Here is an 18,175-nt window from a genome sequence, read left to right on the forward strand (position 1 = left end):
CCAGTTCGTCAGCTCCGAATGCCTTGAGGAACCAATGCCGATCGAGCGTTGTACAGACGAGGAGCAGTGACATGAAGTGGTCGGGGCGAAGTGCGATTGCGATTGCGGGAGTGTGCGCCGCAGCGACGATGTTTTCGGGAACCGCGCAGGCGAGCCCACTCTGGGAACCCTTGCAGCCGGTGGCGAACCTGGACGTCGCGCGCTACGTAGGGGAATGGAACCAGGTGGCGGCGATTCCTCAGCCCTTCAACCTCGCGTGCGCGAAGGACACCCGGGCGAGTTACGGGATCGTCGATTCGTCGAACGTGAGCGTGAAGAACACGTGTACGACGTGGACCGGTCAAGCCAACGAGATCGTCGGGAATGCCCGAGTTACCGATCCAGCAACGGGTGCCCAGTTGCACGTGAGCTTCCCCGGGGTGCCCTCACAGGAAAGCTTGGACGGCCCACCCAACTACATCGTCACCTACATTGCCGACGACTATTCGTGGGCACTGGTGGGCGATCCGCTCAGGCTTTCCGGGTTCGTGCTCTCACGGTCGGCGGTCGTCGACGCGGCAGGCTGGAGTGAGATCCGCCGGGTCGCCGAATCCCGTGGATACAACGCATGCACGATCCTGACGTCACCGACCACCGAGGGCACGTCGGACATCCGTCCGCTCTGCACGGTGTGAGTCTGCTGTCAGCGTGAACCTTCCGGAGCCACACTCCACTACGATCACTGATCGGTACGTGTGGTTTCGGAAGGTTGTGTGGTGGCGAAGAAGCAGATTCCCGTAATAGTCGTCGCAGGCTTTCTCGGTTCGGGCAAGACGACGCTGCTCAACCATCTTCTGCGTAACAACGACGGTGTACGCATCGGCGTGATCGTCAACGACTTCGGCTCCGTCAACATCGACTCGATGATGGTCGCCGGTCAGGTCGATTCGATGGTCTCTCTCAGCAACGGCTGTTTGTGCTGCGCTGTCGACGTCTCGGACATGGACGAGATGCTGAACAAGTTGGCGCACCGGCAGTCCGGGATCGACGTGATCGTCATCGAGGCCAGCGGGCTTGCCGAGCCGCGGAACATGATTCGACTCGTCCTCGGAAGTGAGAACCCGTCGGTCGTCTACGGCGGCCTGGTAGTCCTGGTCGACGGAGCCAATTTCTCCACCGTTCGCCGCGAACATCCCGAGCTCGATCAACATGTCCGCCTGGCAGACCTGGTGGTAGTCAACAAGATCGACAGCGTTCCTGTCGCCGAACGCGAGCGATTCACGGCCGAAATTCGTGAGTTGAATCCGCGAGCGCCGATGGTGGAAACCTCGCACTCGCGGATAGACCCCGCTCTGTTGTTCGATACCGGCGAGGTGACCCCTCCTGCTCCGGGCGATCAACTGAGCCTCGACGAGCTCCTGCGCGACGGGCACGACGACGATCACGAGGACGGCTCGTGTCATCACGATCACCTGCACCACCGCTACGAATCGGTTGATTTCGCATCGGAGACGCCTCTCGATGCCAGGGCCTTGACGCACTTTCTCGAGAATCAGCCGTCGGGTGTTTACCGCATCAAGGGCTTCGTGAACTTCGAGATTCCGGGCTACACAGGAAAATTCGAGATCCAATCGGTGGGTGATCATGTCCGGATCACGCCGCTGCGATGGAAGTCGGGCGAACCTCGAACCACGCAACTGGTCGTGATCGGCACCGGGATGGATTCGGGGGCGGTCGGCAGCGCGCTCCGCGCCTGCATGCGCGAAGAAACGGTCGAACCGCACCCCGACGCCATGCTGGGATTGCACCGCTATACCGTCGGGGCGTGAGTGAATCAGCTGTATCCGTGTACGAAGCGATTCGGCGACGCCGAGACGTTCGCGCCGAGTTCTCGGGAGAGATCGTCCCCGACGAAACTCTGATGCGCATTCTCGACGCCGCCCATCGCGCGCCGAGCGTGGGAAACACGCAACCGTGGGATTTTGTCGTCGTTCGTAATCCGGAGACGCTCGACACCTTCGCGGCACACGTCGCCGATGCCCGGGTGAAATTCGCGCAGTCCTTGCCCGAGGATCGCCGCTCGACGTTCGACCCCATCAAGATCGAGGGAATCGCCGAGAGTGGTACCGGCATCGTCGTCACTTACGACCCGTCGCGCGGTGGCCCGAACATCCTCGGCCGTCATACCGTCGACGACACCGGGCTGTTCTCGGCGGTACTGGCAATTCAGAATTTGTGGCTCGCCGCGGTAGCCGAGGAGATCGGCATCGGCTGGGTTTCGTTCTACGACGAGAAGTACCTCACCGAACTCATGGGCATTCCGTCACCCGTTCGCCCCATTGCGTGGCTGTGCGTCGGCAAGGTGACCGAGTTTCAACAGGTTCCGGATCTCGAACGCTTCGGATGGCGACAGCGCCGGCCACTGGCCGACGCTGTCCATTACGAAACCTATTGAGTTGTACCGGGCTGCGTTGCGCGCGGGGCGGCGGTGTGGCCTAGCGTGCGGGACGGCCACCGGTGGAGCCTGCGGTGCGAGCGCCGCCGCCGGTGCGGGGACGGCGAGCGCCACCACCGGCATGTTCCTGACGGGCAGCTCCGCCGGTGCGAGCACCGCGTGACTGACCGCCCTGTCCGGAGCGAGCCTGACCCGAACGTGCTGCGCCGCCGCGTCCACCCTGGCCGGCGGGACGCTGTCCGCGTCCACCGTTGGGCTGGGCAGGAGCCTTCGGAGCCGGCGTGACGTGCGGTGCGATGTCGCCGACCAACTTGACGACGTGCTCGGAGTTGGCAGTCGAACGGACCGGGGTCACCTTGATGGCTGCCTTGCGCATGAGGATCGCAAGATCCTTACGCTGCTCGGGCAGAACCACGGTGACCACGTCGCCGGCGCTGCCTGCGCGAGCGGTGCGACCACTGCGGTGCAGGTAAGCCTTGTGCTCGGCCGGCGGATCGACGTGGACGACCAACTCGACGTCGTCGACGTGGACGCCACGCGCTGCGACGTCGGTGGCGACGAGGACGCGCGCTTCACCGGCGGAGAATGCCGCCAGGTTACGGTCGCGAGCAGCCTGCGAGAGGTTGCCGTGAAGGTCAACGGACGGGATGCCCGACTCGGTGAGCTGGCGAGCCAACTTGCGAGCCTGGTGCTTGGTGCGCATGAACAGGATGCGACGTCCGGTACCGGAAGCGAGCTTCTCGACCAGAGCCTTCTTGGCTTCGACGCCGTCGACGTCGAACACGTGGTGCGTCATTGCGGCGACGGGGGAGTTGGCCTCGTCGACCGAATGCATGACCTCGTTCTTGAGGAAACGCTTGACGAGCTTGTCGACGCCGTTGTCCAGCGTTGCCGAGAACAGAAGGCGCTGCCCGTCCTGCGGGGTGGACGAGAGGATGCGGGTGACGACGGGCAGGAAGCCGAGGTCGGCCATGTGGTCGGCCTCGTCGAGCACGGTGATCTCGACGGCGTCGAGGCTGACGAACTTCTGCTTCATGAGGTCTTCGAGGCGACCGGGGCAAGCGACGACGATGTCGACTCCGGCCTTGAGAGCCTGAACCTGGCGGTGCTGCGAGACGCCACCGAAGATGGTGGTCACGCGCAAGTCGTATGCGGCGGCCAACGGTTCGAGGGTTGCGGTGATCTGGGTGGCGAGCTCACGCGTCGGGGCGAGCACGAGGCCGAGCGGTCGACCCGGACGACGCTTTCCTCCGGACAGTTCGCCGGCGAGGCGGGAGACCATGGGGATGGAGAACGCGAGGGTCTTGCCGCTTCCGGTCTTTCCGCGGCCCAGTACGTCGCGCCCCGAGAGAGTGTCGGGGAGGGTGTCGATCTGGATCGGGAACGGAGAAGTGATTCCGCCGTCTTCGAGAGCTTTCACCAGCGGTGCGCGCACACCGAGGGCTGCGAAGGTGGTAGCGGGCGTAGAGATGTCAGACAAGTGTGTTCAGAGCCTTTCGGGCACGTGTTCGTGCCCGGATGCCGACACGGGAATTAACCGGTCGAACAATCAAGCACAGTGGTGGCGGCGCTGCCGGTCGGCAGGCTTCTTCGCCGTAAGAAGAGCGGGTGCATTGAGCACTCAGCAAGAAAATTTGCGTTCTACGACGCTGGATGCCCGATTTCAGGCACCTAGTGATCGCAACTCTACCTTCCCGGAGCGTTCGACCTACAACCCGACCCATTCGGAGACGCCGTTCGCGAAGTGTTGCCGCTTCCAGATCGGTACCTCGTGCTTGATGCGCTCCACCAGTTCGGCGCACGCGGCAAACGCCTCCGCTCGATGCGGCGCGGCGACGGCGGCGACCAGTGCGAGGTCGCCGATCTCGAGGTGGCCGACGCGATGGATCGCGGCAACCGGCAGGCCGGTCGAGGCCGCAACCTCTTGGCAGCACGTCTGGAGGAAGCGTTCGGCATCCGGATGCGCTTGGTACTCCAACGCCGAAACCGCTTGACCTCCATCGTGATTGCGCACCGTTCCCGTGAACACCACAACAGCGCCGTTCTTCGGACCGGCAACGGCGGCGTCGACGGTGTCTGCGTGAATCGGTTGCTCGGAGATCCGAGCCAGTAGCTCACTCATCGTGCGCTCCTCCGCCTGCGACCTGCGCGAGCAGGTGATCGATGATGGGTTCGAGGACGGCGAGACCGTCCTTCACTCCACCGGGAGAACCCGGAAGATTGACGATGACCGTCGTACCTGTGAGACCTGCCACACCACGGCTCAGCGACGCGTGCGGTGTCTTCTCGAGGCCCTTGGTCCGGATCGCTTCTGCGACGCCGGGCAACTCACGGGTCAAGACTGCCCGGGTAGCTTCCGGGGTGGCATCCGTGGGGGAAGCCCCGGTGCCGCCGGTACTGATGACGAGTGACGGGGAGCCCTCCTTGGCGTCAGCGATGCCCGCCGCGATGTCGGCGTCGGCGTACACAAGCGGTCCACGTACCTCGAAGTCCCGTTCACGTAGCCAGGTCGCGATCGTGGGTCCGGTGGTGTCGGGTCTGGTGCCGTTCGCACCGCCGGTGGAAGCCACGAGGACGGTCGCGGACCGTGCCGAGGTGAAGGTGTGCGCCGGAGCTGTCTGTGCGTTCTGAGTGTCGCGGGTCCAATGTCCGCGCTTACCACCGTCTTTGGTGAGCAGACGAACACCGTTCATGGTAGCTCCGGGGTCCACCGCTTTGACCATGTCGTGCAAGGTCAGGCCGGCTACCGCGACGGCGGTGAGTGCTTCCATCTCGACGCCGGTCTGTCCGCGAGTCTTCGCCGTCGCCTCGACGGTGATCGATGTTTCGGTGAACCCGAATTCCACCTTGACCGACGAGAGCGCGAGTTGATGACACAGCGGGATCAGTTCGGAGGTCTTCTTCGCACCGGCGATTCCGGCGATGCGCGCGGTGGTGAGGACATCAGCCTTGGGCATGCCGTCGGCGCGGACGAGGCGAACTACCTCGGCGGTCGTGACGAGTTCGCCGGCAGCGACGGCGATACGCGTCGTCTCGGCCTTGGCGCTGACGTCGACCATGCGCGCTCGGCCCTCGCTGTCGACGTGTGTCAATTCGGTCATCAGTGTCCTTTGAATCAGATCGAGTGAATCAGATCGAGGAAGTCGAGAGCGGGACGACGTCGACGAGATCGCCCGCGCCGAGCTCGGTCACGGCGGCGGGGATGTCGATCAGGACGTCGGCCCACGCCATGGCTGCAACAAGGTGCGATCCGGGTCCGGCAACGAGTTCGATTCCGTCCGCAGTTCTGCGTGCCCGCAGGAACTGCCGCTTGCCGTCCACCGAACGCAGCGGTGCAGTCAACGGGAGTCGCTCGCGCGGGATCTCGGGCAGGCCCGCGGCCCGGCGCAGTTCGCCCCGTGCGAAGACCTCGAAGGAGACCATCGTGCTCACCGGGTTGCCCGGGAAGCTCAGTACCGGCACTTCGTTCACCACTGCAGTGCCTTGCGGACCGCCCGGCTGCATTGCGACGTGGCCGAAGTGTGCTCCCAGAGGCGTGAGAGTTTCCTTCACCACCTCGAAGTCGCCCATGGACACTCCGCCGGAGGTGAACACCAGATCAGCGACCGAGGTTGCGTACGAGAGCAATTCGCGGAACTCGGCGGGGTCGTCGCTGCTTCGGGCGACGGATACGACATCGGCGCCGTTGGCTTCGGCCAATGTTGCCAAAGCTGGACCGTTGGAATCGTAGATCTCACCGGGTTCGAGAGTTGTTCCGGCACTTTTCAGTTCGGCGCCCGTCGTAATTATCGCGACCCGTGGCTTCGTGTAGGTGTCGAGCGAGGCCAGGCCCACAGCACTCAGCGCGGCGATATGGCGAGGTTCCAAGTGCGTTCCGGCCGTGACCAGTAGCATTCCGGCGGTGATGTCGCTGCCACGTTCGCGTACGAATTCGCCTACCGACCTGCCCCGTTCGATCGTGACGACGTGCTCGGTGACACCCGTTGTGTCCTCGACCGGAACAACGGCGTCGGCACCCTCGGGGAGCGGAGCACCGGTCATGATGCGAAATGCCGATCCTGGAAGGTGTTTCGGTGGTTTTCCGCTTCCAGCGGCGATCACGCCTCGAACCGTCAGTGTGGTCGGAACCGAGGCCACAGAAGCAGCATCGACGGCATACCCGTCCATCTGCGAGTTGCGGAAGAGTGGCAGGTCTACCGGCGATGCGATATCCGAGCAAGTTATGCGCCCCAACGCTTCTGCCGTCGGAACTGCCGTCGGAGAGAGGGTGTGCAGGCCGGTGAGCAATCCGGAGATGTGCGACGCGTGTTCCTCGACCGAACGCGCGCTCATGACAGTAACCTCGACAACCTCGACATGTTTTGATCCTAGGCGGTGTGGTCCGTCCGACACACGGAGTACGGCTTTCGGTCATACTGGAGCAATACGGAAGTTGGTGAAGTGATGACAGTGGTCTCGATGGGAATTCCCACCGTGCGGTTCGACGCTGCCTCCCTCGCCGGTCGTCCCGAGACGGATCTCCTGGTCGACAGGTTCGGGCGTGTTGCCAGAGATCTGCGAGTCTCGATCACCGAGAAGTGTTCACTTCGTTGCACGTATTGCATGCCGGAGGAAGGCTTGCCGGCCATCGCTGCGGAAGATCTTCTGAGTGCCGACGAGATCATTCGAGTAGTCGGAATCGGCGTCGAACGAGTCGGTATTCGCGAGGTGAGATTCACCGGCGGCGAACCGCTGATGCGTAGTGACCTCGAAAAGATCATCGGGGGGTGCGCCGCGCGCGTGCCAGGAATTCCACTTTCCATGACTACCAACGCCGTTGGGCTCGAACATCGTGCCGCAAAGCTGGCTGCAGCTGGTTTGACTCGCGTGAATGTTTCCCTGGATTCGGTTGATCGCGCCCATTTCGCTGAATTGACGCGTCGAGACAGGTTGCCGTCCGTTCTCGCGGGAATTCGAGCGGCAGCTGCGGCCGGGCTCGCGCCACTGAAGATCAATGCGGTGCTGATGCGTGAAACGCTCCACGGCGCGGCGGATCTTTTGCAGTGGTGCCTCGAAGCCGGCGTCGAATTGCGCTTTATCGAGCAAATGCCTCTGGACGCAGACCATGCATGGGCACGCGAGAACATGGTGACCGCGGCTGAATTGTTGTCCGTTTTGGGAAGCCGTTTCGAATTGGAAGCAATCGGCCGTGAAGATCCGTCGGCTCCTGCTGAAGAATGGCGCGTCGACGGGACCACGATGACGGTAGGGATCATCGCTTCCGTGACCCGCTCGTTCTGCAGTGAATGCGATCGGACGCGAATGACCGCAGAGGGAACAATTCGGTCATGTTTGTTCAGTGACCGTGAAGTTGACCTGCGTGCCGCGCTCAGGGCTGGAGCAAGTGACGACGAACTAGCGGATTTGTGGCGCGGTGCGATGTGGAACAAGTGGGCAGGGCACGGCATCGACGCCGCGGACTTCGTTCCGCCGGAAAGAAGTATGGGAGCGATTGGTGGCTGATCCGCATTCGATCTCGGTTCGTTACTTTGCTGCTGCAGCGGATGTATCCGGTTGCCGTAGCGAGGTAGTCGCCATCTCGCCTGACAACACACTTGCCGAGTTGGTGGCGGTGCTGGTCGGGCGATACGGACCGGAGATGGAGCGAGTGCTGTCGGTCTCGGCTTTCCTCGTCGGTGACGAGTTGACCCGCGACGTCTCTCGAGCCTCCGGTAGCGCTGTCGATATTCTTCCGCCTTTCGCTGGAGGCTAGTCCGAGAATTGCCGGCGTAGCTATTTGTGGGCTGCCGACGTATTGTCCTTTTTCGGTTTGCCGGTCCAAATATTTATATCTTGATCACTCCAGCTCAAGTGGCATCTATCTCCGTTTTCTCCATTGTTGGTCAATTGTCCAGCACTGGTCGTTTTGTTTAGTTTCTCCTACTTTTGGGGGAGCGAATGCACTTCGAATTGCCAAGGTGAATTGTCATCTGTTTGGATGACAAAAGAAATACCTTCGCTGTTGGTAATTGTCGACATGTGTTAATTTTGGCGCAATTCCACTCGGGATATGTGAAAGGTATTTCAATGTCGATTAATTCCACGCGCCGTGTCGGAGTCGTCGTAGCGCTCCTCGGAGCAGCTGCACTCACCGCTCCGGCAATTGCTACTGCGCTTCCGTCCACCGGTTCTCTCGGCTCTTCTGCGCCGGAAGCCTCGTGCTCGACCCTGTCCACCGAAGCGACGCCGAACGGGTGGGGCATCCCGTTCACCGACGAGAAGGATCAGACCGCGTCGTATTCGGCCGACAACGTTCTCGACAAGGACGGTTCACTGAAGCTGGCCGTCGACGGTACCGGCGATCGTTCGGTTTCCTACCATTCGGCCGGCGGTATCAAGTTGTCCGACGCAGTCGGCAAGGCGATCGGCTTTGCCGAGCGCGCCGCCACGCCGACTGCGGCGTTCCAGCTCCGCCTCACCGGAACGACCGGCGGAAAGTTCGAGAACGGATTCACCACCCTGGTGTGGGTCCCGGGACCCGACGCCACGCCGACGGCTGACGGCGGCGTTCACGCGGATCTCCAGAAGGGCGTGTGGTGGAGCACTCAGAACATCGACGGCGCCAAGGACCGCGTGTCAGTGCCTTTGGCTGACATCGTCGCCGCGAACCCGAACGCGGTAGTCGACCACTACGGCGTCAGTGTGGGCACCGGTTCCGCCGCCACGTCGACGCTGGTCGATGCAGTGCAGTTCAACGGATGCACCACCAACTTCGCGAAGAAGGATCCGGCTTCGGGAACGGGTTCGCTGGGCGACGTCTTCGGCAGCCTGTTCGGTAGCTAGTCGCTGGTAAGAGCTCTGGTAGGAGTTACTTCCACCAGTCATCGAGGGGTGTGACCGGCACCGTGCGCTTGTGACGAGTGTTGGTGAACATCTTCTCGAGCTTCTCGGCTACCTCGGAGGAAACGTCCTTTCCTTCGAGGTAGTCGTCTATCTGTGAGTACGTGACGCCGAGGGCAACTTCGTCGGGTAGCGCGGGTCGGTCGTCCTCGAGGTCGGCGGTCGGCACCTTGCGCCACGTGCTCTCGGGTGCGCCCAATTCCTGCAGCAATGCAGCGCCCTGGCGTTTGCTCAAGCCGGTGAGCGGCGTGATGTCGACACCGCCGTCACCGAATTTCGTGAAGAAGCCGGTAATCGCTTCTGCGGCGTGGTCGGTACCGATCACGAGATAGCCGAGCTGACCGGCAATCGCATACTGGATGACCATTCGTTCGCGCGCCTTGATGTTGCCGCGGACGAAGTCGCGTAGTTCGCCGTTCCCCAACGCCTCGGAGGCCTCACGGGCCGTCGCGTCGGCGCCAGGCTTGACGTTGACCGTGAGAGAGCGGTCCGGCTTGATGAAGCCGAGCGCGATCTGAGCGTCGGATTCGTCAGCCTGAGCGCCATAGGGGAGTCGAACGGCGACGAACTCGGCCTCGTGGCCTTCTTCACGAAGTTCCGTGACCGCGCGTTGGGCGAGGGCTCCGGCGAGCGTGCTGTCCTGACCGCCGCTGATTCCCAGAACGAACCCTTTGGCGGGGGTCGAGCGCACGTAGTCCTTCAGGAACTGGACTCGCGCGCGAACCTCCGCTGCGGCGTCGATTGTCGGCTTTGTGCCGAGTTCTTCGATGATGCTTTCACGCAGTGTGGCCATGAATGGACTCTAGCGATGTGAGCAGGCGCGTGCAGTGCCACCGTATCCGGGGCGGTACGGTCGCGCACATGAGTGCGAACAACGTTCTGGTGGTCAGTGCGACGAAGTCGGAAGCGGCATACGTGCCGCAAGGATACGAACTGCTGATCACGGGGATTGGAAAGGTCAGTGCTGCAACAGCAGTCGCCTCTGCTCTCGCGCGGTACGAGCGGGATGATCTGCCGCTGGTCGTCAACATCGGGACAGCCGGTGCGCTGCACGCGCACCACGGCGGCCTCTATGTTCCCGGCGTCGTCATCAATCACGACATCAGCAGCACCGCGATCCGAGCGCTGGGGCACGACGTCGCGGACCGTTTGGTGCTCGCCGGCGGTGACGACTCGGTGTTGGCGACCGGCGACGCATTCATCGCCGACGCTGCAACCCGGGACGCCCTTGCGCAGCGAGCCGATCTGGTCGACATGGAGGGATTTGCCATCGCATTCGCCGCGCAGGCAGCGGGTGCTACCTGCCGACTCGTCAAACACGTCAGCGATCACGCGGACGACTCGGCCTTGGACTGGCCCGCGATGATCGATGCCAGCGCCCGCGAGTTGGGGCGCTGGCTGCTCGACAACGTCTGATCGAGCCTGCAGCGTCTGGTCAAGCCTGCGCAGTCAGTATCAATCCGGTGTCGTCGGGCTTGCGCAGGGTCAGCGTGTCGGCGTCGACGGTGTAGCTCACTTCGCCGTCGAGCACCGCCAGTATCTGGCGCTCGATGTCCATGTTCTCCTCGGGGCAAGCCATACGCGTGGTTGCCATCGGCGTGAACGTGACTGTGGTGTCGGACGTCTGGGCGCTTCCGGTCATGCGATTGCATCCGGTGCTCCCGCTGACCGAACCGTCTGCGGCAATCGTCAGTTCGGGAGCTGACGTCTCCAGAGCCAGGCTCGTACTGATCGCATCGGGACTGATGAGGGACGTGACAGTCCACGTCGTGCCCTGCAGCGGTCGATCCGGCGTGACGATTTTCTTGTCCTGCAGGGTGACTGTGGCGTCCTTCGATGTCAGGACGAGGGTGTCGCCGTCGAGGCTCCACGCCGGCGCGGCGGTCAGCAATGTTGTTGTCCAGGAGTCGGACTCGGCGATGCCGGGAGGGCAGCCCATCATGGTCGACGCCATGGTGCCGGTGGTCAGCGTGCCGTCGTTGAACTCGACCGAACCGTTTGCCGTGTTGCATCCGGCGCTCGCGGACACTCGACCGGCCTGGCTGAAGTCGAGAGTCAGCGGGCCGCCGCCGGGAATTTGTGTTCCATCCACGGAGGTCGAGATGAACACACGACCGGAGGGATCCGTCTTGTCTTCGGGGGAGTCGGACGAAGCGGAGCAACCACTTACCGCGGCGATGGTCAGGAGGCCGATGACGGCTGCAGCGATGCGCATGGGCTCACATTAAGTGGTGGGACGGATCTGGGGAGTCAACATCGAGTAACGCGCCGGGCAAGGTCTTCCCAGCCGGCCGCCAGGCGCTCGGTGGTCATCCCGAGATCGCGCACCTGATGAAGGACGAGCGACGCTTCGAGCGGTGCCAACAGTGCTGAAGCGAGCAGATCGAGGTCGCCCTCGACGCCGGCTCCTCGAAGAAGCCCGATGACGTGAGCGATGCCGAGAGCCCGGGCCGGACCGCCGAAGCGGTATTCAGGAGCGTTTTCCGCCGCTCGGAGGACTTCGCCCTGTACTTCCACCATGGCAATCCGGGCTCGTCCGAACGCGATGAGGCGCTCGATCGGCGGCGCGCCCGGACCCAACGGTGGGGGGCCGAACATGAATGCCTGCTGCAGTTCTCGCTCGGTGTGATCGAGCAGTGCCTGCATCAGTCCCGATCGATTGCCGAAGCGCCGAAAAACTGTGCCCTTGCCCACACCGGCCCGGCACGCGACAGCGTCCATCGTCACCGCGTCGACACCTCGCTCGGCAACGAGGAGGGCTGCGGCGTCGAGCAGAAGTACGCGGTTACGTGCTGCGTCACCGCGCTCGACCGGCGCGGCGCCGATCTGGGGGAGGGGGATTGCGCTCACGGGATCAGGTTACAGGGCCGGGGAATGTAAGTGGACCGCGGTCCGTTTAGTTGATATAACTTTCAACCGGAGCCACCAACCGCACCACTCTCGAAGGAAACTCGCTATGTCACAGACCAATGTTCTCGTTCTCGTCGGCAGCCTGCGCGCCGGATCCGTCAACCGCCAGCTTGCCGAGACAGCTGTGTCCGCCGCACCCGAGGGTGCCACGCTGACGGTCTTCGAAGGCCTCGCCGACGTCCCCTTCTACAACGAAGACATCGACGTCGAGGGTGCTTCCATCCCCGCTGTCGACGCACTGCGCTCCGCTGCGAGCGACGCGGACGCGTTCCTGCTCGTCACCCCCGAGTACAACGGCACCATTCCCGCAGTTCTGAAGAACGCCATCGACTGGATCTCGCGTCCGTACGGTGTCGGTGCAGTCAAGGACAAGGCTGTCGCAGTCATCAGCGCTTCGCCCAGCGGCAACGGCGCCAAGTGGGCACACGAAGACACCACCAAGGCGGTCCGTATCGCCGGCGGCAAGGTCGTCGAGGACACTGCACTGAGCATCGGTGGAACCGGCGCACTGTTCGGTGAGCTGCACCCGCGTGAGAACGCAGAGGTGCTCGCTCAGGTCTCCAAGGTCGTCTCCGACCTCGTCGACGCCGGCAAGCAGCTCGTCAACGCGTAATCCGTTTCACGAGTGAGGGCCATGCCGGAAGGTATGGCCCTCACTCGTATGCGAGTCACGCCCATATGCGCTAAAGCCCTTCGCGTTCCATCGCGTCGTCGACGGCGTCGCGAACCGCTTCGAAATCCTTGCCGGCCATCATCGCTTCGCCCATCGCGGCGTCGATACGGTCGGCGACGACGGCGTACCGACGCTCCCAGTTCTCCTTGTCCTCCCGCCAGTAACCCATCACGTGCATGCGGGGTGCCGGGATTTCCCATGTTCGACGCAGATGGGCGCGGATGCGTCTGGCGGTCGCGGCCTCGACTGCACACCAGATGTAGCCCTCGCCGGGGGGCAGGGCAGCGTCGGCCAATTCGGCGAGCAGCGAGTCCGATTCCTCGATCCATCGGTAGTGAGCGTCGGCGCGCGTCGTGAACGTCTGCTGTTCGCTCGGCGCGGGTACCTGCGCGATGACGTGGATCGGTAGACCGTCGGGTGCTTCTTCGAGAATTCGCCCGATCGCGGGCAGAGCGGCGTGATCGGCGACCATCAGCAGCCAGTCGCAACCTGCCGGCGGCGTGAACCACCCGCTCGTCGTCGAGAGGTGAACGGTCTCGCCCGGTTGCGCAGTCGCGGCCCAGAGTGCCGCGCCGCCGTGGCCGTGGAGAACGAAGTCGATCTCCAGTTCGTTCTTCGACGGCTGCCAGCGCCGGACCGTGTAACTACGGGCGTGAGGGGGATCGAGGGGGAATCTGACGAGCACCCGTTCGTCCGGGCTACCACTCGTCTCGAAGTCGCTCAGGCCCTCCCCGCCGAAGGTGATTCTGCGCATCAACGGTGTCACCTGCTGTGTTCTCGTCACGGTTGCCTCGTGGCGTGGAGCCTCGTCCTTCGGGGGTGTTTCCACGACGCTCATGGTAGGTCCGTGGCGCGGCTCCGAGAGGCTGGCGAGCACAAAAAGAAACTGTGACGCGCGACACGCCGACGCGCCGGGAAATGAAGGCGCTGAACTGGGGCGACCTGGGAATTCCAACGATGTGACTCACAACATCTCGCGTTATGTGTTTCTGTCGGCCACTAGGTGTAGTGTCTTGAGCACTGAGAGACCACAACGCGGAACGCCTCGAGCGAGACTCCGGCAATCGGTCGTATCGGTGCTGAACATCACTACATCGGCCTTTGTTGGCTAAGCGAAAGAGGGACTCTCATGAGCATCACCGTCTACACCAAGCCCGCTTGCGTTCAGTGCAATGCCACCTACCGCGCCCTGGACAAGGCCGGTCTCGAATACAACGTCATCGACATCACCGAGGATGCCGAAGCCCGCGACTACGTCATGGCTCTCGGGTACCTCCAGGCACCCATCGTGGTTGCCGGTGAAGATCACTGGTCGGGCTTCCGTCCCGATCGCATCAAGACCCTGACCGTCGCTGCTTGAAGCGCCGCAGTGTCGGCGGTGGACACCTCCGCCGACACATCTGAGTAGTTCCGGGCACCGTACAAGAAAATGGTGACAACCGATGACTTCGCTGGTCTACTTTTCCAGCGTGTCGGAGAACACCCACCGATTCGTTCAACGTCTCGGCCTGCCTGCGACACGTATACCTATCCATGACCGTGACGGCTCATTTCGTGTAGACGAGCCCTATGTGCTGATTCTGCCCACCTATGGTGGCGGGGTCACCGTGACAGGGCGCGACACCAGTTATGTACCGAAGCCGGTCATTCGTTTTTTGAACAATCCACACAACAGGTCGTTGATCAGAGCAGTGATCGCGGCGGGAAACACCAATTTCGGTGAGTCCTTTTGCTATGCAGGAAACATCATTTCCCAGAAATGCCACGTTCCTTTTCTGTACCGGTTCGAACTCATGGGCACTGCCGAGGACGTCGACCGGGTACGAGAAGGCTTGGGGGAGTTCTGGAATCATCTCGAAACAGAGAAGGAGCACGGGCAGTGGCGCCAACCATCACTGACACGATCGCGGCAGGAAGCGTAGAGCGTGATGCGCGCGGCGGCGATTCCACCAACGGTCTCGACTACCACGCACTCAACGCCATGCTCAACCTGTACGGCGCCAACGGTGAGATCCAGTTCGAGATGGATGTCGCTGCAGCCCGTCAGTACTTCTTGCAGCACGTCAACCAGAACACCGTGTTCTTCCACAACCTCGACGAGAAGCTGGACTACCTCGTCGAGGAAAACTATTACGAGCCCGAGGTTCTCGATCAGTACTCACGTACTTTCGTGAAGTTCCTGATCGATCACGCGTACGCCAAGAAGTTCCGCTTCCCGACGTTCCTGGGTGCATTCAAGTACTACACCTCCTACACGCTCAAGACCTTCGACGGTAAGCGCTACCTCGAGCGCTTCGAAGATCGTGTCTGCATGGTTGCGCTCACCCTGGCCGCAGGCAACGAAGACCTGGCCGTCGAACTCGTCGACGAGATCATCGCCGGACGCTTCCAGCCCGCCACCCCGACGTTCCTGAACTCGGGCAAGAAGCAGCGCGGTGAGCCCGTGTCCTGCTTCCTGCTTCGTATCGAAGACAACATGGAGTCCATCGGTCGCTCCATCAACTCGGCACTGCAGCTGTCCAAGCGCGGTGGCGGAGTTGCCTTGCTGCTCACCAACGTTCGTGAGCACGGCGCCCCGATCAAGAAGATCGAGAACCAGAGTTCGGGTGTCATCCCGATCATGAAGCTTCTCGAGGACTCGTTCTCCTACGCCAACCAGTTGGGTGCGCGTCAGGGTGCCGGTGCTGTGTACCTGCATGCGCACCACCCCGACATCTACCGGTTCCTCGACACCAAGCGTGAGAACGCCGACGAGAAGATCCGTATCAAGACGCTCTCACTCGGCGTCGTGATCCCGGACATCACGTTCGAACTGGCGAAGAAGAACGAGGACATGTACCTGTTCTCGCCGTACGACGTCGAGCGCATCTACGGAGTTCCGTTCTCCGACATCAACGTCTCCGAGAAGTACTACGAGATGGTCGACGACAAGCGAATTCGCAAGTCCAAGATCAAAGCTCGCGAGTTCTTCCAGACCGTCGCCGAATTGCAGTTCGAATCGGGCTACCCCTACATCATGTTCGAGGACACGGTGAACCGGGCGAACCCGATCGAGGGCAAGATCACGCACTCGAACCTGTGCTCGGAGATCCTGCAGGTTTCGACGCCTTCACTGTTCAACGACGACCTGTCCTACTCGAAGGTCGGCAAGGACATCTCCTGCAACCTGGGTTCTCTGAACATCGCGAAGACCATGGACTCGCCCGACTTCGCCAAGACCATCGAAGTGTCGATCCGCGGATTGACGGCGGTGTCCGATCAGACGCACATCTACTCGGTGCCGTCGATCGAGCAGGGCAACAACGACTCTCACGCCATCGGCCTCGGTCAGATGAACCTGCACGGATACCTTGCTCGTGAGCGGATCTTCTACGGCAGCGAAGAAGGCATCGACTTCACGAACATCTACTTCTACACCGTGCTCTTCCACGCACTGCGTGCGTCGAACAAGATCGCCATCGAGCGCGGCTCGTACTTCAAGGGTTTCCCGGAGTCGAAGTACGCCTCGGGTGAATTCTTCGACAAGTACACCGACCAGGCCTGGGAGCCTGCAACCGACAAGGTTCGCGGACTCTTCGCCGATGCGAAGCTGCACATCCCCACCCAGGACGACTGGCGTGAGCTGAAGGCTTCGGTTCAGAAGCACGGTATCTACAACCAGAACCTTCAGGCCGTCCCGCCGACCGGCTCGATCTCGTACATCAACTACTCCACCAGCTCCATCCACCCGGTGGCGTCGAAGATCGAGATCCGCAAGGAAGGCAAGATCGGCCGCGTCTACTACCCGGCGCCCTACCTGACCAACGACAACCTGGAGTACTACCAGGATGCCTACGAAATCGGGTACGAGAAGATCGTCGACACCTATGCTGCCGCAACGCAACACGTCGACCAGGGCCTGTCGCTGACGCTGTTCTTCAAGGACACCGCAACCACCCGCGACATCAACAAGGCGCAGATCTACGCGTGGCGTAAGGGCATCAAGACGCTGTACTACATCCGTCTGCGTCAGATGGCACTCGAAGGCACCGAGGTCGAGGGCTGCGTTTCCTGCATGCTGTAGAGGGCTCCGCCCCCGTGCGCCTTTTCGGTAGTGGTTACTACCGAAAAGGCGCACAGGGGTATCAGGCCGGCGGGCGGCCGGGACCGTGCATCTTGCCGGCATTCTTCGGCATTCGACCGTGCTCGGTGAGTGCGCGCCGAAGGAGAAACTCGATCTGGGCGTTGGTACTTCGGAGATCGTCGGCGGCCCAGCGGGCGAGGGCGTCGTGTACCGCTGGGTCCAACCGAAGAAGGATCTTCTTACGCTCGGATCGCGGAGCTGGATCCGTGGCCATGTGGCCTTTCCTTTACTGGTAGAGCGAACCGGTGTTGAGCACCGGTTGTGCGTCGCGGTCGCCGCACAGCACGACCAGAAGGTTACTGATCATCGTGGCCTTGCGTTCCTCGTCGAGTTCGACGACGTGCTTCTCCTCGAGCTGCTTGAGTGCCATGTCGACCATGGACACCGCGCCTTCGACGATTTGCTTGCGGGCGGCTATCACAGCACCCGCTTGCTGGCGCCGAAGCATCGCGCTGGCGATCTCCGGTGCATACGAGAGCCTGTTGATGCGTGTCTCGATAACTTCGACACCCGCCGCACGCACGCGGGCGTGAACCTCCTCCGACAAGGTGGTGGTGATGATATCGGCGTTCTCGCGCAACGAGACTCGGCCTTCGGCGTCGTACGGGTAGCTACCGGCGATATGGCGGACGGCCGCCTCGGTCTGTACGGAGACGAACTCCTCGTAATCGTCCACCTGGAACGAGGCGAGCGCTGTGTCGGCCACCTGCCAGACGACCACCGCCGAGATCTCGATGGGATTGCCGTCGGCGTCGTTCACTTTCGCCTGACCGGTCTCATGGTTTCGGATGCGCGTCGAGATCGATCGACGGACCGTCAGCGGGTTTGTCCATCGCAGTCCCGGCGTGCGCAAGGTGCCGCTGTACGAGCTTCCGAGAAGTTGCAGAACTCGGGCTTGATTAGGTTGCACCAAGGTCAGGCCCATCAGGAGGGGGAGTGACGCGATGAACAGCACCACTCCGACCGGAATCAGGGCGAAGAGTCCCAGAACTCCGCCAACGACGGACAGCGCGATTCCGGCCAGGAAGAGAAGGACGCCGCCGAGGAGCATCCAGCTGCCGGACAGGTCCCAGCCTGGGCGTTCGGCGATCGTTGTGGTGGCGACACCGGTCGGTTTCTCGGCCACGGTGGGTGTGCTGGTCATGCGAGACTCGCT

The 18,175-nt window shown here is 62.3% G+C and carries 21 protein-coding genes; 11 read left to right on the top strand and 10 right to left on the bottom strand.

Annotation, left to right across the window (positions count from 1 at the left end; translation table 11 throughout):
- The first annotated feature begins 71 nt into the window (after positions 1–71).
- From QM609_RS18635 to bluB, 3 genes are all read left to right on the top strand, one after another.
- Positions 72–674 (top strand): lipocalin family protein, encoded by a 603-nt coding sequence (locus QM609_RS18635; RefSeq protein ID WP_047271630.1) that lies wholly within the window; start codon positions 72–74, stop codon positions 672–674.
- A gap of 81 nt (positions 675–755) precedes the next feature.
- Positions 756–1,808 carry a CobW family GTP-binding protein gene (locus QM609_RS18640; protein WP_007731308.1) on the top strand — a complete coding sequence of 351 codons (1,053 nt, stop codon included), beginning with the start codon at positions 756–758 and terminating at the stop codon, positions 1,806–1,808.
- A complete protein-coding gene (gene bluB, locus QM609_RS18645; RefSeq protein WP_007731309.1) occupies positions 1,805–2,434 on the top strand; it encodes a 5,6-dimethylbenzimidazole synthase in 630 nt (209 codons plus the stop codon). Before QM609_RS18640 ends, bluB begins: the two co-directional genes overlap by 4 nt.
- Positions 2,435–2,474: 40 nt before the next feature.
- Here bluB and QM609_RS18650 read toward each other — a convergent pair whose 3' ends face one another.
- From QM609_RS18650 to QM609_RS18665, 4 genes are all read right to left on the bottom strand, one after another.
- Positions 2,475–3,914 (bottom strand): DEAD/DEAH box helicase, encoded by a 1,440-nt coding sequence (locus QM609_RS18650; RefSeq protein WP_042450056.1) that lies wholly within the window; start codon positions 3,912–3,914, stop codon positions 2,475–2,477.
- A gap of 228 nt (positions 3,915–4,142) precedes the next feature.
- Positions 4,143–4,556, bottom strand: coding sequence for a molybdenum cofactor biosynthesis protein MoaE (locus QM609_RS18655; RefSeq protein ID WP_007731311.1), 414 nt, complete (start codon positions 4,554–4,556; stop codon positions 4,143–4,145).
- Positions 4,549–5,535, bottom strand: coding sequence for a bifunctional molybdenum cofactor biosynthesis protein MoaC/MoaB (moaCB, locus tag QM609_RS18660; RefSeq protein WP_047271627.1), 987 nt, complete (start codon positions 5,533–5,535; stop codon positions 4,549–4,551). Before moaCB ends, QM609_RS18655 begins: the two co-directional genes overlap by 8 nt.
- Positions 5,536–5,563: 28 nt before the next feature.
- Positions 5,564–6,766, bottom strand: coding sequence for a molybdopterin molybdotransferase MoeA (locus QM609_RS18665; RefSeq protein WP_003944714.1), 1,203 nt, complete (start codon positions 6,764–6,766; stop codon positions 5,564–5,566).
- Positions 6,767–6,877: 111 nt separating this feature from the next.
- On the opposite strand from QM609_RS18665, the gene moaA reads away from it, so the two are divergent.
- From moaA to QM609_RS18680, 3 genes are all read left to right on the top strand, one after another.
- Complete coding sequence (moaA, locus tag QM609_RS18670) at positions 6,878–7,936, top strand: GTP 3',8-cyclase MoaA (protein ID WP_047271625.1); 1,059 nt, start codon at positions 6,878–6,880, stop codon at positions 7,934–7,936.
- A complete protein-coding gene (locus tag QM609_RS18675; protein ID WP_003944706.1) occupies positions 7,929–8,186 on the top strand; it encodes a MoaD/ThiS family protein in 258 nt (85 codons plus the stop codon). Before moaA ends, QM609_RS18675 begins: the two co-directional genes overlap by 8 nt.
- 314 nt (positions 8,187–8,500) lie before the next feature.
- Positions 8,501–9,256 (top strand): hypothetical protein, encoded by a 756-nt coding sequence (locus tag QM609_RS18680; protein ID WP_003944763.1) that lies wholly within the window; start codon positions 8,501–8,503, stop codon positions 9,254–9,256.
- A 25-nt stretch (positions 9,257–9,281) separates the two neighbouring features.
- On the opposite strand, the gene nadE is transcribed toward QM609_RS18680, so the two are convergent.
- A complete protein-coding gene (nadE, locus tag QM609_RS18685; RefSeq protein ID WP_003944695.1) occupies positions 9,282–10,106 on the bottom strand; it encodes an NAD(+) synthase in 825 nt (274 codons plus the stop codon).
- A gap of 68 nt (positions 10,107–10,174) precedes the next feature.
- Here nadE and QM609_RS18690 point away from each other — a divergent pair, with 68 nt between their 5' ends.
- The gene (locus QM609_RS18690; RefSeq protein WP_003944766.1) at positions 10,175–10,729 is read left to right on the top strand and encodes a nucleosidase; all 555 of its coding nucleotides are present in this window, start codon (positions 10,175–10,177) and stop codon (positions 10,727–10,729) included.
- 19 nt (positions 10,730–10,748) lie between these two features.
- Here the strand turns inward: QM609_RS18690 and QM609_RS18695 are convergent, their stop codons facing one another.
- Together QM609_RS18695 and QM609_RS18700 are read right to left on the bottom strand one after the other, a co-directional pair.
- Positions 10,749–11,528 (bottom strand): META domain-containing protein, encoded by a 780-nt coding sequence (locus tag QM609_RS18695; RefSeq protein ID WP_007736061.1) that lies wholly within the window; start codon positions 11,526–11,528, stop codon positions 10,749–10,751.
- 35 nt (positions 11,529–11,563) lie between these two features.
- On the bottom strand, positions 11,564–12,163 hold the full coding sequence (locus QM609_RS18700; protein WP_003944690.1) for a TetR/AcrR family transcriptional regulator: 600 nt from the start codon (positions 12,161–12,163) through the stop codon (positions 11,564–11,566).
- A gap of 106 nt (positions 12,164–12,269) precedes the next feature.
- Here QM609_RS18700 and QM609_RS18705 point away from each other — a divergent pair, with 106 nt between their 5' ends.
- Entirely contained in the window at positions 12,270–12,836 is a 567-nt protein-coding gene (locus QM609_RS18705; RefSeq protein WP_030534957.1) for an NAD(P)H-dependent oxidoreductase, read from the top strand.
- 70 nt (positions 12,837–12,906) lie between these two features.
- Here the strand turns inward: QM609_RS18705 and QM609_RS18710 are convergent, their stop codons facing one another.
- Positions 12,907–13,734, bottom strand: coding sequence for a siderophore-interacting protein (locus QM609_RS18710; RefSeq protein ID WP_050655125.1), 828 nt, complete (start codon positions 13,732–13,734; stop codon positions 12,907–12,909).
- Between the two features lie 291 nt (positions 13,735–14,025).
- On the opposite strand from QM609_RS18710, the gene nrdH reads away from it, so the two are divergent.
- The 3 genes from nrdH to nrdE all read left to right on the top strand — a co-directional run bounded on the left by nrdH (position 14,026) and on the right by nrdE (position 16,959).
- Positions 14,026–14,256: a glutaredoxin-like protein NrdH gene (gene nrdH, locus QM609_RS18715; protein ID WP_003944717.1), complete on the top strand. Its 231-nt coding sequence runs from the start codon at positions 14,026–14,028 to the stop codon at positions 14,254–14,256.
- A gap of 82 nt (positions 14,257–14,338) precedes the next feature.
- Entirely contained in the window at positions 14,339–14,818 is a 480-nt protein-coding gene (gene nrdI / locus QM609_RS18720) for a class Ib ribonucleoside-diphosphate reductase assembly flavoprotein NrdI (RefSeq protein WP_003944767.1), read from the top strand.
- Positions 14,776–16,959 (top strand): class 1b ribonucleoside-diphosphate reductase subunit alpha, encoded by a 2,184-nt coding sequence (gene nrdE / locus QM609_RS18725; RefSeq protein WP_003944756.1) that lies wholly within the window; start codon positions 14,776–14,778, stop codon positions 16,957–16,959. Before nrdI ends, nrdE begins: the two co-directional genes overlap by 43 nt.
- 61 nt (positions 16,960–17,020) lie before the next feature.
- Here nrdE and QM609_RS18730 read toward each other — a convergent pair whose 3' ends face one another.
- Both QM609_RS18730 and QM609_RS18735 read right to left on the bottom strand, forming a co-directional pair.
- Positions 17,021–17,233 (bottom strand): type II toxin-antitoxin system antitoxin, encoded by a 213-nt coding sequence (locus QM609_RS18730; RefSeq protein WP_003944723.1) that lies wholly within the window; start codon positions 17,231–17,233, stop codon positions 17,021–17,023.
- A 12-nt stretch (positions 17,234–17,245) separates the two neighbouring features.
- Positions 17,246–18,163 carry an SPFH domain-containing protein gene (locus QM609_RS18735; protein ID WP_003944699.1) on the bottom strand — a complete coding sequence of 306 codons (918 nt, stop codon included), beginning with the start codon at positions 18,161–18,163 and terminating at the stop codon, positions 17,246–17,248.
- Positions 18,164–18,175 lie beyond the last annotated feature (12 nt).

It is taken from the genome of Rhodococcus sp. IEGM 1302 (assembly GCF_030056935.1).
GTDB lineage: Bacteria > Actinomycetota > Actinomycetes > Mycobacteriales > Mycobacteriaceae > Rhodococcus_F > Rhodococcus_F qingshengii.